14 protein-coding genes are annotated in these 15,245 nt (G+C 56.9%); 6 read left to right on the forward strand and 8 right to left on the reverse strand.

From position 1 onward, the window contains the following. The first annotated feature begins 29 nt into the window (after nt 1-29). Nucleotides 30-1,151: a cupin domain-containing protein gene (locus tag JO226_RS05770; protein ID WP_293494666.1), complete on the forward strand. Its 1,122-nt coding sequence runs from the start codon at nt 30-32 to the stop codon at nt 1,149-1,151. Between the two features lie 49 nt (nt 1,152-1,200). On the opposite strand, the gene pepT is transcribed toward JO226_RS05770, so the two are convergent. Further along, nucleotides 1,201-2,424 (reverse strand): peptidase T, encoded by a 1,224-nt coding sequence (pepT, locus tag JO226_RS05775; RefSeq protein ID WP_293494668.1) that lies wholly within the window; start codon nt 2,422-2,424, stop codon nt 1,201-1,203. Between the two features lie 243 nt (nt 2,425-2,667). Between pepT and potA the strand changes: the two genes are divergently transcribed. The 4 genes from potA to potD are packed head-to-tail and all read left to right on the forward strand — an operon-like array spanning nt 2,668 to nt 6,464. Beyond that, nucleotides 2,668-3,804 carry a spermidine/putrescine ABC transporter ATP-binding protein PotA gene (potA, locus tag JO226_RS05780; RefSeq protein WP_293494671.1) on the forward strand — a complete coding sequence of 379 codons (1,137 nt, stop codon included), beginning with the start codon at nt 2,668-2,670 and terminating at the stop codon, nt 3,802-3,804. After that, entirely contained in the window at nt 3,788-4,645 is an 858-nt protein-coding gene (gene potB / locus JO226_RS05785; protein ID WP_293494674.1) for a spermidine/putrescine ABC transporter permease PotB, read from the forward strand. The genes potA and potB overlap by 17 nt, the downstream gene beginning before the upstream one ends. Beyond that, nucleotides 4,642-5,433 carry a spermidine/putrescine ABC transporter permease PotC gene (gene potC, locus JO226_RS05790; protein ID WP_293494677.1) on the forward strand — a complete coding sequence of 264 codons (792 nt, stop codon included), beginning with the start codon at nt 4,642-4,644 and terminating at the stop codon, nt 5,431-5,433. Before potB ends, potC begins: the two co-directional genes overlap by 4 nt. Continuing rightward, nucleotides 5,430-6,464 (forward strand): spermidine/putrescine ABC transporter substrate-binding protein PotD, encoded by a 1,035-nt coding sequence (gene potD, locus JO226_RS05795; protein ID WP_293494680.1) that lies wholly within the window; start codon nt 5,430-5,432, stop codon nt 6,462-6,464. The genes potC and potD overlap by 4 nt, the downstream gene beginning before the upstream one ends. A 36-nt stretch (nt 6,465-6,500) precedes the next feature. On the opposite strand, the gene cobB is transcribed toward potD, so the two are convergent. From cobB to lolC, 5 genes are read right to left on the reverse strand one after another with little or no spacing between them, the layout of a single operon-like run. Continuing rightward, nucleotides 6,501-7,319 (reverse strand): Sir2 family NAD+-dependent deacetylase, encoded by an 819-nt coding sequence (gene cobB / locus JO226_RS05800; protein ID WP_293494683.1) that lies wholly within the window; start codon nt 7,317-7,319, stop codon nt 6,501-6,503. A gap of 13 nt (nt 7,320-7,332) precedes the next feature. Next, nucleotides 7,333-8,244, reverse strand: a complete 912-nt coding sequence (gene nagK / locus JO226_RS05805) for an N-acetylglucosamine kinase (protein WP_293494686.1) — start codon at nt 8,242-8,244, stop codon at nt 7,333-7,335. 46 nt (nt 8,245-8,290) lie between these two features. Continuing rightward, nucleotides 8,291-9,535, reverse strand: coding sequence for a lipoprotein-releasing ABC transporter permease subunit LolE (lolE, locus tag JO226_RS05810; RefSeq protein ID WP_293494688.1), 1,245 nt, complete (start codon nt 9,533-9,535; stop codon nt 8,291-8,293). Then, on the reverse strand, nt 9,535-10,236 hold the full coding sequence (gene lolD / locus JO226_RS05815) for a lipoprotein-releasing ABC transporter ATP-binding protein LolD (protein ID WP_293494691.1): 702 nt from the start codon (nt 10,234-10,236) through the stop codon (nt 9,535-9,537). The genes lolE and lolD overlap by 1 nt, the downstream gene beginning before the upstream one ends. Continuing rightward, nucleotides 10,229-11,428: a lipoprotein-releasing ABC transporter permease subunit LolC gene (lolC, locus tag JO226_RS05820; protein WP_293494694.1), complete on the reverse strand. Its 1,200-nt coding sequence runs from the start codon at nt 11,426-11,428 to the stop codon at nt 10,229-10,231. Before lolC ends, lolD begins: the two co-directional genes overlap by 8 nt. A 174-nt stretch (nt 11,429-11,602) precedes the next feature. Between lolC and JO226_RS05825 the strand changes: the two genes are divergently transcribed. Then, nucleotides 11,603-12,235, forward strand: a complete 633-nt coding sequence (locus JO226_RS05825; RefSeq protein WP_293494697.1) for a DUF2238 domain-containing protein — start codon at nt 11,603-11,605, stop codon at nt 12,233-12,235. A 60-nt stretch (nt 12,236-12,295) separates the two neighbouring features. Here the strand turns inward: JO226_RS05825 and melB are convergent, their stop codons facing one another. Both melB and JO226_RS05835 read right to left on the reverse strand, forming a co-directional pair. Then, a complete protein-coding gene (gene melB / locus JO226_RS05830) occupies nt 12,296-13,717 on the reverse strand; it encodes a melibiose:sodium transporter MelB (protein WP_293494700.1) in 1,422 nt (473 codons plus the stop codon). A gap of 88 nt (nt 13,718-13,805) precedes the next feature. Next, entirely contained in the window at nt 13,806-15,161 is a 1,356-nt protein-coding gene (locus tag JO226_RS05835) for an alpha-glucosidase/alpha-galactosidase (protein ID WP_293494703.1), read from the reverse strand. Nucleotides 15,162-15,245: the final 84 nt, after the last annotated feature.

A 15,245-nucleotide genomic window follows, 5' to 3' on the forward strand; every position in this document is an offset into this window, starting at 1 on the left:
AACAGAACCTGCCTGTGGAATATAACATTATGGATTATCACTTAACGCTCAACTGGCCCGACTTTATCGAACGCTACTGGCAAAAACGCCCGGTAGTGTTGAAGCGAGGCTTTAACAATTTTGTCGACCCACTGACCCCTGACGAACTGGCGGGGTTGGCGATGGAAAATGAAGTCGACAGCCGACTGGTCAGCCACCTCGACGGTAAATGGCAGGTGAGCCATGGCCCCTTTGAAAGCTACGATCACCTGGGTGAAAACAACTGGTCGCTGCTGGTGCAGGCGGTAGACCACTGGCATGAGCCAACGGCAGCGCTAATGCGCCCGTTCCGCGCCCTGCCGGACTGGCGTATCGACGATCTGATGGTCTCCTTCTCCGTTCCTGGCGGCGGCGTTGGCCCGCATCTCGATCAATATGATGTCTTTATCATCCAGGGAACCGGCCGCCGTCGCTGGCGCGTGGGCGAAAAGGCGCCGCTCAAGCAGCACTGTCCGCACCCGGACCTGCTACAGGTCGACCCGTTTGACGCCATCATCGACGAAGAGATGGAGCCAGGCGATATCCTCTATATTCCACCGGGATTCCCGCACGAAGGCTATTCGCTGGAGAACTCGCTCAACTACTCCGTCGGTTTCCGCGCGCCGAGCGGTAAAGAGCTTATCAGCGGCTTTGCCGACTACGTGCTACAGCGCGAGCTCGGCACCCACCGCTATAGCGACCCGGACGTCCCCTCCCGCGAACACCCGGCGGATATCCTGCCTCAGGAGCTGGATCGCCTGCGCGATATGATGCTGGGGTTAATCAAGGAGCCGGAACAGTTTAAACAGTGGTTTGGCGAATTTGTCAGCCAGTCTCGCCACGAGCTCGACGTTGCGCCGCCGGAGCCGCCGTACCAGCCCGATGAAATTTATGACGTGCTCAAGCAAGGCGACAAGCTGGTGCGCCTCGGCGGTCTGCGCGTGCTGCGCATTGCTGATGATGTCTTCGTCAACGGCGAAAAAATCGACTCTCCGCACCGCCCGGCGCTGGAAGCGTTGGCCTGCCATATCGTGCTGAGCGAAGCGCACTTCGGCGATGCGCTGGAAGACCCGTCGTTCCTCGCCATGCTTGCCGCGCTGGTCAACAGCGGCTACTGGTTCTTTGAGGATTAATATACGTGCTGTTGCCGGGCGGCACTGTGCTTGCCCGGCCTACAAAGAACTACTGCTTTGCCGTCAGCGCGGCGATTCGCACGATCACCTGAACGGCTTTTTCCATCCCTTCCAGGGTCACGAATTCGTGTTTGCCGTGGTAGTTATAGCCACCGGTAAACAGATTCGGGCACGGTACTCCCATAAAGGAAAGCTGCGCGCCGTCGGTGCCGCCGCGAATTGGTTTTAACTGCGGTTCAATGTCGCAGTCGCGCATCGCCTGCTGGGCGATGTCGAGAATATGCGGATACTCCATCACCTTTTCGCGCATATTGTAGTAGCTGTCTTCGATGATAAGCTCAATATAGCAGTCCGGGTGCAGCCCTTTACCGACCTTTTTGGCAATCTCCATCATCTTGCGTTTGCGGGCTTCGAACTGTTTGCGGTCGAAATCGCGGATGATGTAGTGCATCTCCGCCCGATCGACGCTGCCCTTAATACTGGTCAGATGGAAGAAGCCTTCATAGCCCTCCGTATGCTCCGGGCTCTCTTCAACCGGAACTTCCGCATGAATGCGGGAGGCCAGCGACAGCGCATTGACCATCACCCCCTTCGCCGTGCCGGGATGCACATTATTACCGACTATCTTGATGGTGACCGACGCGGCATTGAAGTTCTCATACTCCAGTTCGCCAACGCCGCCGCCATCAACGGTGTACGCCCAGCGCGCGTCAAACGCCTCAACGTCGAAATGCTTCGCCCCCTTGCCAACCTCTTCGTCCGGGGTAAAGGCCACGCGAATGTCGCCATGGGGAATCTTCTTCGCTTTCAGTACCGCCAGCGCGGTCATGATTTCGGCGACGCCGGCCTTATCGTCAGCGCCGAGCAGCGTTTTACCGTCGGTGGTGATAAGCGTCTGTCCTAACAGCTGATGCAGCACCGGGAACATCACCGGCGAGAGCACTTCATCGCCAATACCCAGCGCGATATCGCCGCCGCGGTAGTTCTCGACGATCTGCGGATTAACATTTTTACCGCTGAAATCCGGTGAGGTATCGACATGAGAAATAAAGCCAATGGCCGGAATATCCTCCGCGACGTTGGCGGGCAGCGTCGCCATCACCGTGCCTTTCTCACTCAGAGTGACATTCACCAGCCCCATATCTTCCAGCTGGTCTTTGAGCAAACGTAACAGTTTCCATTGCCCCTCGGTGCTCGGCACCTGGCGGACGCCCGGCTTCGACTGCGTATCCAGAGAAACGTACTGCAAAAAACGCTCAAGTAATTTATCCATGTAGCCACCCTCACTTTTTGTGACAACATTATCAATAAGCGCGAAAGCACAAATATTGCGTCAGGTCACTTTTAGCCCGGCAAACGGGAATTATTTTGTCGCGAGTTTTAAAGGTAGTGCATCAGGGTTCACAAAGATTGGCGATTTCAGAGGATTGCCGTAAAATGCCTGCCCTTAATATGTGCCAAACCCAAAAGGTGGTTAAACACAAACCCCGTAACGGCAGCCATCCGTTGCGTCTACATGGGACAGAGTAATAAATTGAATACACAACCGCGTTCGCTTTCACCGCTGGTGCAACTGGCGGGGATTCGTAAAGGCTTTGATGGTAAAACGGTGATTTCCGATCTCAATCTGACCATCAAGAACGGCGAATTCCTCACGCTGCTTGGCCCTTCTGGCTGCGGTAAAACAACCGTTTTGCGCCTTATCGCCGGGCTTGATAATGCCGATACGGGACGCATTCATCTCGAAGAGCAGGACATTACCGATGTCCCCGCTGAACACCGTCACGTGAATACCGTTTTTCAAAGCTACGCCCTGTTTCCGCACATGACGGTGTTCGAGAACGTCGCTTTTGGCCTGCGGATGCAAAAAACGCCCGCCGCCGACATCACGCCGCGCGTCACCGACGCCCTGAAAATGGTACAGCTGGAAGCCTTCGCCCAGCGAAAACCGCACCAGCTTTCCGGCGGTCAGCAGCAGCGTGTGGCCATCGCCCGCGCCGTGGTCAACAAACCGCGCCTGCTGCTGCTGGATGAGTCGCTGTCAGCGCTCGACTACAAACTGCGAAAGCAGATGCAAAACGAGCTGAAAGCGCTGCAGCGTAAGCTTGGCATTACCTTCGTCTTCGTCACCCACGACCAGGAAGAAGCGCTGACGATGTCGGACCGCATTGTGGTCATGCGCGACGGCAAAATCGAGCAGGACGGCACACCGCGCGAGATTTACGAAGAGCCGAAAAACCTGTTTGTCGCAAGCTTCATCGGCGAGATTAACATCTTCAGCGCCACGGTCATCGAACGCCTGGACGACCAACGCGTGCGCGCTAACGTCGAAGGCCGCGAGTGCAATATCTACGTAAACTTTGCGGTCGAAAAAGGCCAGCGGCTCAATGTGCTGCTGCGCCCGGAAGATCTGCGCGTCGACGAGATCCACGACAGCGCCGACGCGGAAGGCCTCATCGGCTATATCCGCGAGCGCAACTATAAAGGGATGACCCTTGAGTCAGTCGTTGAGCTGGAAAACGGCAAGATGGTGATGGTCAGCGAGTTCTTCAACGAAGATGACCCTGACTTCGACCACTCCCTCAATCAGAAAATGGTCATCAACTGGGTAGAAAGCTGGGAGGTTGTGCTGGCTGATGAAGAACACAAGTAAATTCCAGAATGTGGTGATCGCCACGATCGTCGGTTGGCTTGTGTTGTTCGTTTTTTTGCCCAACCTGATGATCATCGCCACCAGCTTCCTGACCCGCGATGACGCGAGCTTCGTTACGCTGGTTTTCACGCTGGAAAACTACACGCGCCTGCTCGATCCGCTCTATTTTGAAGTGCTGCTGCACTCACTCAATATGGCGCTAGTGGCAACGTTCGCCTGCCTGGCGCTCGGCTATCCTTTCGCCTGGTTTCTGGCAAGGCTGCCGCAAAAGGTGCGACCGCTGCTGCTGTTTCTGCTGATAGTCCCCTTCTGGACCAACTCGCTTATCCGCATCTACGGGCTGAAGATTTTTCTCAGCACCAAGGGATACCTGAATGCGTTTCTGCTGTGGCTTGGCGTGATTGATACGCCAATTCGCATCATGTTCACGCCCGGCGCGGTGATTGTCGGCCTGGTGTACATCCTGCTGCCGTTTATGGTGATGCCGCTCTACTCCAGCATTGAGAAGCTGGATAAACCGCTGCTGGAGGCCGCCAAAGACCTGGGCGCCAGTAAGTTCCAGACCTTTACGCGCATTATCATTCCGCTGACGATGCCAGGGATTGTCGCGGGCTGTCTGCTGGTGATGTTACCGGCAATGGGGTTGTTCTACGTCTCGGACCTGATGGGCGGCGCCAAGAACCTGCTCATCGGCAACGTGATTAAAAGCCAGTTCCTCAATATTCGCGACTGGCCGTTTGGCGCGGCGACCAGCATCACCCTGACCGTGGTCATGGGCCTGATGCTGCTGGTGTACTGGCGCGCCTCGCGATTGCTGAATAAAAAGGTGGAACTCGAATGATCGGTCGACTGCTTCGCGGCGGTTTTATGACCGCCATTTACGCGTACCTGTACATCCCAATCATTATTTTGATCGTTAACTCCTTTAACAGCTCGCGGTTCGGCATCAACTGGCAGGGGTTTACCACCCACTGGTACAGCCTGCTGATGAACAACGATAGCCTGCTGCAGGCAGCGCAGCATTCGCTGACGATGGCCATATTTTCCGCGACGTTCGCCACCCTGATCGGCTCACTCACCGCCGTGGCGCTCTATCGTTACCGCTTTCGCGGTAAGCCGTTCGTCAGCGGGATGCTGTTTGTGGTCATGATGTCGCCGGATATCGTGATGGCTATCTCCCTGCTGGTGCTGTTTATGCTGCTTGGCGTTCAGCTCGGCTTCTGGTCACTGCTATTTTCGCATATTACCTTCTGCCTGCCGTTTGTGGTGGTGACGGTCTATTCCCGCCTGAAAGGGTTCGACGTGCGAATGCTGGAAGCGGCAAAAGATCTGGGCGCCAGCGAGATAACCATTCTGCGTAAAATCATTCTGCCGCTGGCAATGCCAGCGGTGGCCGCCGGGTGGCTGCTGAGCTTTACCCTGTCGATGGATGATGTGGTGGTTTCCTCTTTCGTCACCGGCCCTGGTTATGAAATCCTGCCGCTGAAAATTTACTCTATGGTCAAGGTCGGCGTTTCGCCTGAGGTGAACGCGCTGGCGACCATTCTGCTGGTGCTGTCGCTGGTTATGGTGATTGTCAGCCAACTTGTTGCTCGTGATAAAACGAAATCTCAGGGGACATCGAAATGAAAAAAATGCTTGCCGCTGCGGCGCTGGTGCTCGGTATGAGCGCGGCACACGCCGATGACAGCAAAACGCTCTACTTCTACAACTGGACAGAGTATGTGCCGCCCGGACTGCTGGAACAGTTCACCAAAGAGACCGGTATCAAAGTGATCTACTCGACCTATGAGTCGAATGAAACCATGTACGCCAAGCTCAAAACCTACAAAGAAGGCGCCTACGATCTGGTGGTGCCGTCCACCTACTTTGTCGATAAAATGCGCAAAGAGGGGATGATTCAAAAAATAGACAAGAGCAAACTCAGCAACTTCAGCAATCTCGACCCGGAGATGCTCAATAAGCCGTTTGACCCGAATAACGACTACTCCATTCCGTATATCTGGGGCGCGACGGCCATCGGCGTGAACAGCGACGCCATCGACCCAAAAAGCGTGACCCGCTGGGCCGACCTGTGGAAACCGGAGTACAAAGGCAGCCTGCTGCTGACCGACGACGCGCGTGAAGTGTTCCAGATGGCGCTACGTAAGCTGGGTTATTCAGGCAACACCACCGACCCGAAAGAGATTGAAGCGGCGTATAAAGAACTGCAAAAGCTGATGCCTAACGTTGCGGCGTTCAACTCGGATAACCCGGCTAACCCGTATATGGAAGGGGAAGTTAACCTCGGCATGGTGTGGAACGGCTCGGCGTTTGTGGCCCGTCAGGCCGGAACGCCGCTGGCGGTCGTGTGGCCGGAGGAAGGCGGGATTTTCTGGATGGACAGCCTGGCTATCCCGGCGAATGCGAAGAACGTCGACGGCGCCCTGAAGCTGATTAACTTCCTGTTGCGCCCGGATGTCGCGAAACAGGTGGCGGAAACCATCGGCTACCCGACGCCAAACCTGGCGGCGCGCAAGCTGCTTGACCCGAAAATCGCCAACGATAAATCGCTGTATCCGGATGCCGACACCATCAAGCACGGCGAGTGGCAAAACGACGTCGGTGATGCCAGTCGCATCTATGAAGACTATTACCAGAAGTTGAAAGCCGGACGGTAACAGACAAAAGCGGAGCCACCAGGCTCCGCTTTTCTATTACAGCTCCTGCAGGAGCTTATCGACAAAGGCTGGCACCACTTCACTGGCCAGACCGTAGTGCTTCTCTTCAAATTCACTGCCGACCTGGCTTGGCTCCAGGTTCAGCTCCACCGTATGCGCGCCGTGCAGCCTGGCTTCATGAACAAACCCGGCGGCGGGATAAACATGGCCCGAGGTGCCGATAGCGATAAAAATATCGGCCATCGCCAGCGCGCTGTAGATGTCGTCCATGCCCAGCGGCATTTCGCCAAACCAGACCACGTGCGGGCGCAGCGGCGCAGGGAACTGACAGCAGTGGCAGCGGTCATCCGTCGTGACATCCCCCGTCCATTCCAGCACTTGCCCGCTCCAGGAGCAGCGCACCTTCAGCAACTCGCCGTGCATGTGAATGATGCGCTGATTACCGGCCCGCTCATGCAGGTTATCAATGTTTTGCGTCACCAGCAGGAAATGGTCACCCAGCGCCGCTTCTAGCCGCGCCAGCGCCTGATGCGCAGGGTTAGGCGCGATCTCCGGTCGCTGGAGCTGGCGACGGCGCTCGTTATAGAAGGCCTGCACCAGCGCCGGATCGCGGGCAAAGCCCTCCGGCGTTGCCACATCCTCTACCAGATGCTCTTCCCACAGGCCATCCGCCGCGCGGAAGGTACGGATCCCGGATTCGGCCGAGATCCCGGCCCCTGTCAGCACGACGACTCTGGGCTTATCGAGCGTCTCCGGCACCCGGTCTCTGAAAAAAATCCGCTGGCGAAGACGTTCACGCAGCCGACGTTTATTACGGCGAAAACGACTGAGTCGATGTTGGCGGCGCGACAGCATATTAGCCCCTTTATTAGTCAGTAAGGTGAAGGAACGCAGCGCCGCGCATTCCTCCGGCATCGCCATGACGCGCTCGCTCAATACGAGGAACGCGCGCGACGGATAACAGATGGCGCGGCAGCCGTCCCGACAGCCCGTCGGTTATTGCACTAAAATTAGACAAACCGCCGCCGATCACCACTAAATCCGGATCGACAATGGTCAGGATATTACCCAGGCACACGGCAAGTAAATCAAGATAGCGTTCAACGTGCTCCCGGGCCTTCGCATCGCCCTGCTCCCAGAGCGCGACTATCTCCGGCGATGACAGGGACTGCTGGTAATAGTGTTCATACAACCAGGCGAAACCGCGGCCAGACAGGTAGTTCTCAATACAGCCCAACTGTCCGCAGCCGCAGCGGGTCAGCGGAAAATCACGTCCCACCACCTCCAGCGCATCGACCGGCAGGCGAATATGGCCAAACTCGCCGGTAATATAGCTATGACCGGTAATCGATTTTCCCTTCAGCACGATACCGCCGCCGACGCCCGTGCCCAGAATCAGCCCCATCACCAGCGGATAGCGGGTGAACTCGTCATCCCAGGCTTCCGACAGCGCAAAGCAGTTGGCATCGTTATCCAGGCGGACATCGCGCCCGAGACGGGCGCTGAGGTCGGCGCGCAGCGGTTTGCCGCTGGCGGCAGGAACATTGGCGGCATACAGCGTGCCGTCGGCGGTTTCCGGCATCCCCGGAATACCAATGCCGACGCTCCCCTGCACGCCGAAGCGTTCATCCGCTTCGCCGACAAGGCCCACGACGGCCTGCAGGAACGATTCGTAGCTGTCGCGCGGCGTGGGAATACGTTTTTCCCACTGTAAACGCCGTTGCCCATCAAACACGCCCAGGGCAATTTTGCTGCCGCCAATATCAAATCCGTAGTACATAACAGTAATTCCTCTTTACCGGCTGGCACTCAGCCGTGACGATAAATTACTGGCCGCTCAGCACCCTTGCGGGGTCGATACGGCTGGCGCGGCGGGCAGGATACCAGCTTGCCAGCAGGCTCAACACCAGTGCTGTGACCAGCACATAAATAACATCCAGCCAGTGCAGTTCAGACGGCAGGAAGTCAATAAAATAGATATCACCCGACAGGAACTGATGACCAATCAGGTGCTCAATACCTTTGATAATCGGGGTTAACTGCAGCGCGCAGATAACGCCAATCACAACGCCGCACAGGCTGCCGAACAGCCCGGCCAGCAACCCGTACCAGACAAATATCGCGCGGATGAGGCCATCTTTCGCCCCCAGAGTACGCAGCACCGCGATATCGCCGCTCTTGTCTTTCACCGCCATCACCAGCGTAGAAACAATATTGAAACAGGCTACGCCTATCACCAGCACCATCGCCAGATACATAATGGCGCGAATCATCTGGATATCACGATACATATAACCATAAGTGCCAATCCAGCTTTTGATATAGACGTAGCTGTTGGTCACCTCTCCGGCATCGCGGACCAGCTTATTGGCGTTAAACACGTCGTTCACTTTGATGGCGATACCGGTCACGCTGCTTCCCATGTCCAGATACTGCTGAGCGTCCGCCATCGGGATCATCGCGAAGCTGTGATCGAGCTGGCCGCTGAGCTGTAAAATTCCGGCGACATGCAGGCGCACGCGTTTCGGCTGCAGTAGCTGATGCTCTGCGTCAGAGTTCGGAATCATGATAGAGACCCAGTCGCCCTGTTTAACCTTCAGCGCGTCGGCAACGCCTTTACCCAGAATGATTTGCTGCCTGCCAGCTTTAAAATCGGCCCAGGCGTTGTTCTGCACGTATTTCGGCAGCGCGCTGAGCTGCATCTCCTCCACCGGATCAACGCCCTTGACCTGAATTGCGCGCAGGTTGCTGCCGCTCTCAATCAGCCCGGTAAAATTGATGTACGGCGCGGCGGCGGCAATGCCTTTCACCTTCTGCACCTTCGCCAGCGCATCGCGCCAGTTATTCCACGGCTGATTGACCGGCTCAATCTCCCCGTGCGGCACCACCGCCAGAATACGGTTATTCAGCTCGCGTTCGAAGCCGTTCATCGCGCTAAGACCGACGATCAGCACCGCGACGCCGAGCGCGATCCCTACAGTCGAGATCACAGAAATCAGCGACACCATGCCGCCACGTCGCCGCCCACGGCTAAAACGCAGACCGATCAGCAAAGATAACGGAGAAGCCATCAATCAGCCCCCATCAGGGTCATATCAGCGCTCAGATGACCATCGCGCATCTCCAACTGGCGGTTCATACGTTTCGCCAGTTGCAGGTCATGGGTTACGACCAAAAACGCAGTGCCCTGCTGCGAATTCAGCTCGCCCAGCAGTTGGAAAATGCTATCGGCATTGCGGGCGTCGAGGTTGCCGGTCGGCTCATCGGCCAGCACCAGACGCGGGTTATTCACCAGCGCGCGGGCAATCGCGACGCGCTGACGCTCGCCGCCGGACAGCTCTGACGGGCGATGGCTGCGGCGGTGATCCAGCCCAACCGCGTTAAGCATCGCCCGGGCGCGTGCCTGAATTTCACTGGGTTTCTTTTTGCCGATCAGCAACGGCATCGCCACGTTTTCCTCTGCGGTAAAATCCGGCAGCAGGTGGTGGAACTGATAGATAAACCCCAGCTCGCGATTACGTAATTCGGCTTTCGCGCCCAGCGACATCGAACTCAGCGCGGTACCGCTAAAAATAACGTCGCCGGAGGTCGGCGTATCCAGCCCCCCCAGCAGATGCAGCAGCGTACTCTTGCCGGAACCGGAGCTGCCGACAATCGCCATCATCTCGCCTTCATCAATGCTGAAACTGACGTTGTGCAGAACGTCGGTCTGCACGTTGCCTTCCTGATAGCGTTTGCACAGGTTGTCGCATTGCAACAGGATCTTATTCATAACGTAAAGCCTCAGCGGGTTGGGTGGCGGCAGCGCGCCATGAAGGATAAAGCGTAGAAAGCAGCGCCAGCAGCATCGCCACCAGCGCGATAACGATCACCTGCAGCGGCTCGATAGCCACCGGCAGCGCGCCGCCATCAATAAAGGCGCCGAGGATCGGCATCAGGTTATTCAGTTGGCTCGCCAGCAGTACGCCAAGTGCGGCACCCAGCAGCGCGCCAATCACGCCCGCGCTGGCGCCCTGCACCATAAAGACCGCCATGATCTGGCGCGGGGTCAGCCCCTGAGTCTGCAATATGGCGACTTCGCCCTGCTTCTCCATCACCATCAGCCCCAGCGAGGTGATGATGTTAAAAGCGGCCACGGCGACGATCAGGCTCAGCAGCAGCCCCATCATATTTTTTTCCATACGGACAGCCTGGAACAGCTCGCCCTTACGCTCGCGCCAGTCCTGCCATTGGGTGCCCTGCGGCAGCGTCTGCTGGCTCAGGGTATCCACCTGCAGCGGTTTGTCCAGCCACAAACGCCAGCCGGTGATGTTGCCTGCCGGGTAGCGCATCAGGCGCGAGGCGTCCTGGATATTGACCAGCATCTGGTAGCCATCCACTTCGCTGTTGGCGGCAAACGTACCGATGACGTTGAAAAGGCGCTGGCTCGGAATACGGCCCATCGGCGTGAACTGGCTTGCCGACGGCACCATGACGCGGATCTGATCGCCGCGATTAACGCCAAGCTGTCCGGCAAGCTGCTCGCCGAGGATCACATTGTACTGCCCGGCGTCGAGGTCGGTTTGCTTAACGTTGACCAGGTACGGCGTCAGCGGATCGTTTTTCGTCGGGTCAATCCCCAGCATGACGCCAACCGCCACGCTGCGTGCGCTTTGCAGCACCACATCGCCAGTGGTCAGCGGCGCGACGCGATCTACGCCCTGCAACTTAAGCGCGCTGGCGGGTAACTGCTGCGGGTTAATCGAGCCCTGCTCTGAACTGATGATGGCCTGCGGCATCAGCCCCAGGATATTGTTTTGCAGCTCGCGTTCAAAGCCGTTCATGACCGACAGTACGGTCACCAGCGCCATCACGCCAAGCGTAATGCCGATAGTCGACAGCCAGGAGACAAAGCGACCGAAGCGGTCGGCTGCGCGCCCACGCATATAGCGCAGACCAATGAATAGTGCGACAGGTTGGTACATGTAATCCGTCTGGTTGCTGATAGCAGAAGCACGAGTATATAAGCGAAAGGGGGATGGGTAAATGACTGAACCGTAAGCGCAAGCCTGACAATTCGCTGCGAGGCGGCGCGAATGTTGAAATTTTTGTCGCGGCGGTTAATAGTGATGTTTTCCTCAACGCTTCACGAATTTATAATGAATCGCACCGTTAACCCCCTGATATTACGCGCTGGCGCCCTGCTGCTGGCCCTGTTTCTGGTATACACCGGCGTGAGCGCCGCTGAAAAAGTGACCTGGCTGATGGAGGTCACCCCGGTGATCATCCTCGTCCCGCTGCTGCTTTTCACTACGCAACGCTATCCGCTGACCCCGCTGCTTTATGCGCTGATTTTCTGCCACGCCATTATCCTGATGGTCGGCGGTCAGTATACCTACGCTAAAGTACCCATTGGCTTTGACGTGCAGGAATGGTTAAACCTGAGCCGCAACCCGTATGACAAGCTGGGCCACTTCTTCCAGGGACTGGTTCCGGCGCTGGCGGCGCGTGAAATTCTGCTGCGCGGGGGCATCGTGCAGGGCCGCAAAATGCTGGCATTTCTGGTGTGCTGCGTGGCGCTGGCGATCAGCGCCACCTATGAGCTAATCGAGTGGTGGGCCGCGCTGGCGATGGGGCAAGGCGCGGATGATTTCCTCGGCACCCAGGGTGACCCGTGGGATACGCAATCGGATATGTTTTGTGCATTGCTGGGGGCGTTAACCACGGTGATTGCGCTGGCGCGTCCGCATTGTCGTCAGTTGCGACGTTATGGCGCGCTCCCCGCAGTCTGATGCCGGATGGCGCTAACGCTTATCCGGCCTACAGGCAGGCCGGATAAGCCATCCACGAAATTACGCCTTCACGCTACCCTCCGCCCCGAGCGGGATGGCGGGATTTTCCGGCGAAAAAGCAGGCTGCGGCGCTTTGCGATACTTATCCAGCAGGTGAGTCTGTATCTTACGTAACGTGTCGTCGTTCAGGCGGTAGAAGCGGAAATACAGCACCAGCGTGACGATGAAAAACAGCACCGGCAGCACGACCATGATGAACTGCATGCCCTGAACGGTTTGCGCGGACTGCGCCACGTTTGGGGTATAGCCAATAATCCCGAGCACGACGGCGATAAAAAACGCCGCAAACGCCGAGCCGCCTTTCACCACCATGGTCTGAACAGAGTAGGCAATACTTTCACAGCGGACATTGAGCTTAAATTCGCCGTAATCGACGGTATCCGCCACCATAATGACCTGCAACACCCAGAACAACGCCGTGCCGACGTTTAAGAACACCCCCGCCAGCACAATCAGAGGCGCGTTGTGATAACCCGCTAACGCCATCGCAAACAGCCCCGCGCAGCTTAAAACCGGCAGAATCGAAGCGCCAGCCCACAAAATACGCCGCGACAGGATATTCACCAGACGAGGGAAAAAGACCAGCGTCAGTAAATTCGCCGCCCCGGCATAAGAGAGGTAATACGGGAACAGCGCCGCATCGCCAATCACGTAGGTAAAATAGTAGATTGCGAAGCCGGTAATAATGTTCGAGGCGATATTGTAAGCCAGCGCCATCCCGAGCAGGCAGGAAAGCTGGTCGTTTTTGTAGATCAGGGCGACTATTGATTTCAGGGTCAGGCGCGAGGCGTCATCGCTGTCAGAGGAAAAGACCTCATGAACTTTTCGTAGCGTAACAATGGTCGATGCGATAAAGAAGGCGATCAGCACCAACGTAAACATCTGAAAGCCAAAGCCGCGATCCCCGCCGCCGACAGACTCGACAAACGGTAGCGTGATCCCCGCCGTCACGAATCCTGACAGGCTGGCGAAGAAGCGCGGATACGGCACCAGCTGTTCGCGTTCGCGTTTATCGAGGGTAATGGTCGGCACCAGCGACCAGAACGGGATATCCATAATGGTGTAGGTCATGCCCCACAGAATGTATGTGACGCAGACAAACACCACCTGCGCAGTGCCTTCAAACAGATGGGCGCTGAACAGCAAAAACAAAATCAGCGAATTGGCGAGCGTGCCGATGAGGATCCACGGTTTAAATTTTCCCCACCGGGAGCGGGTAGCGTTGACTATCCATCCCATGATCGGGTCGTTGATCGCATCCCAGATGCGCGCGACCAGAAAGAGCGTACCAACGAGGCCAACCGACAGCCCCACCACATCGGTGTAGTAATACATCAGGTACATGTAAACGATGCCGATGGCGAAATCCTTACCAAACGCACCGAATCCGTAACTTAGTTTTGTTGTCAGAGATATGCTCATAGGGTACCCGGTCGCTGTTACCAGCGCCCGCCTTCTGTAGAGTAATAAGAGGTAACGCGCCGGATACATTGCCCGGCGCAGTATCATATTAGCGGTGTAGCCAGGCTGGCAGCCAGTCGCCGTGGGCGGCGATCAGGTCATCCACCAGCGCATAGATCTCCTCGATGCCCAGTACGGCGGCAGTATGCGGGTCCATCATCGCCGCGTGATAAACGCGATCGCGGTTTTCGGTGAGAATCGCCTCGGTCAGCAACGTCTGTACGTTGATGTTAGTCTGCATCATCGCCGCCAGATGGGCCGGAATCGCCCCGACTTTAGTCGGTTGAATGCCGTTGGCGTCGACCAGACAGGCCACTTCCACGCAGCTTCCCTGCGGCAGGTTGTCAATCAGGCCGTCGTTGCGCACGTTGCCGTAAATCACGCTGGGTTCGCCGGTCCAGATGGCGTTCATAATGGTGCTGGCGTACTCTTTAGACGGTTTAATGTCGATACGCTCGTCGACCTTGTACTCCTCCAGCTCTTTATGCCAGTTCGCCAACTGTTCAACGCAGCGTTTCGGGTACTCATCCAGCGGCACTTTGTAGCGTTCAATCAGATCTTCGCGTCCCGGCTTGATAAACCACGGCGTGTACTCGGCGAAATGCTCGGACGACTCGGTAACGAAATAGCCCAGCTTTTTGAACATTTCATAACGCACGATGTTCTGGCAGCGCGTATTACCGTGAGTATTCGGCTTCGGCGCCTGGCCTGCATCGAATGCCGCCAGCAGTTCCGGGTACAGATTCACATAGCTGCCGTCGGCGGTTTTGCGCTCCAACTCGAGATAAAACGCCATATGGTTAATCCCGGCGCAACGGTAGCGCAGCAACGCCGGGTCAAGGTCGAGATCGCGCGCCAGCTCTGCCGCCGTCCCCTGCACCGAATGGCATAGGCCTACCTGCTTAATATGCGGATAGCGGGCGTACATCGCCCAGGTATTCATCGCCATCGGGTTGACGTAGTTGAGCATCGTCGCGTTCGGGCACAGCTCGGTCATATCCTCGCAAATCCGCCACAGATGCGGGATGGTGCGCAGCGCACGCATAATGCCGCCGGGGCCGAGCGTATCGGCGATGGTCTGTTCCAGGCCGTGTCGCTTACAGACCTCAAAATCGGTGACGGTACATGGCTCATAGCCGCCAATCTGGAAGGCGACCACCACAAAGTCGGCGCCCTGTAGCGCCGTCCGCTGGTCGGTATGGCAGGTAATGTAGCCAGAGGCGCCAGCGGAATCCATCAGCTTGCGAACCACACTATTCGACTCTTCAAGCCGCGTTTCGTCGATATCCATCAGCGCGATATGCGCGGATTTCAGCGCCTCGCGGTGAAAAACGTCGCCGAGGATATTTTTCACAAAAATCGTGGAACCGGCGCCGATAAACGTAATTTTTGGTGCTGTCATCATGACTCTCCAGAACAGTATTGAACAAGGTCATGGTGGCACGCGACGCGGGGGAAAACCTCCGCCTTCCATGATGAGGATTCCCAT

Source organism: Pluralibacter sp., assembly GCF_019237635.1.
Classification (GTDB): Bacteria; Pseudomonadota; Gammaproteobacteria; order Enterobacterales; family Enterobacteriaceae; genus Enterobacter_B.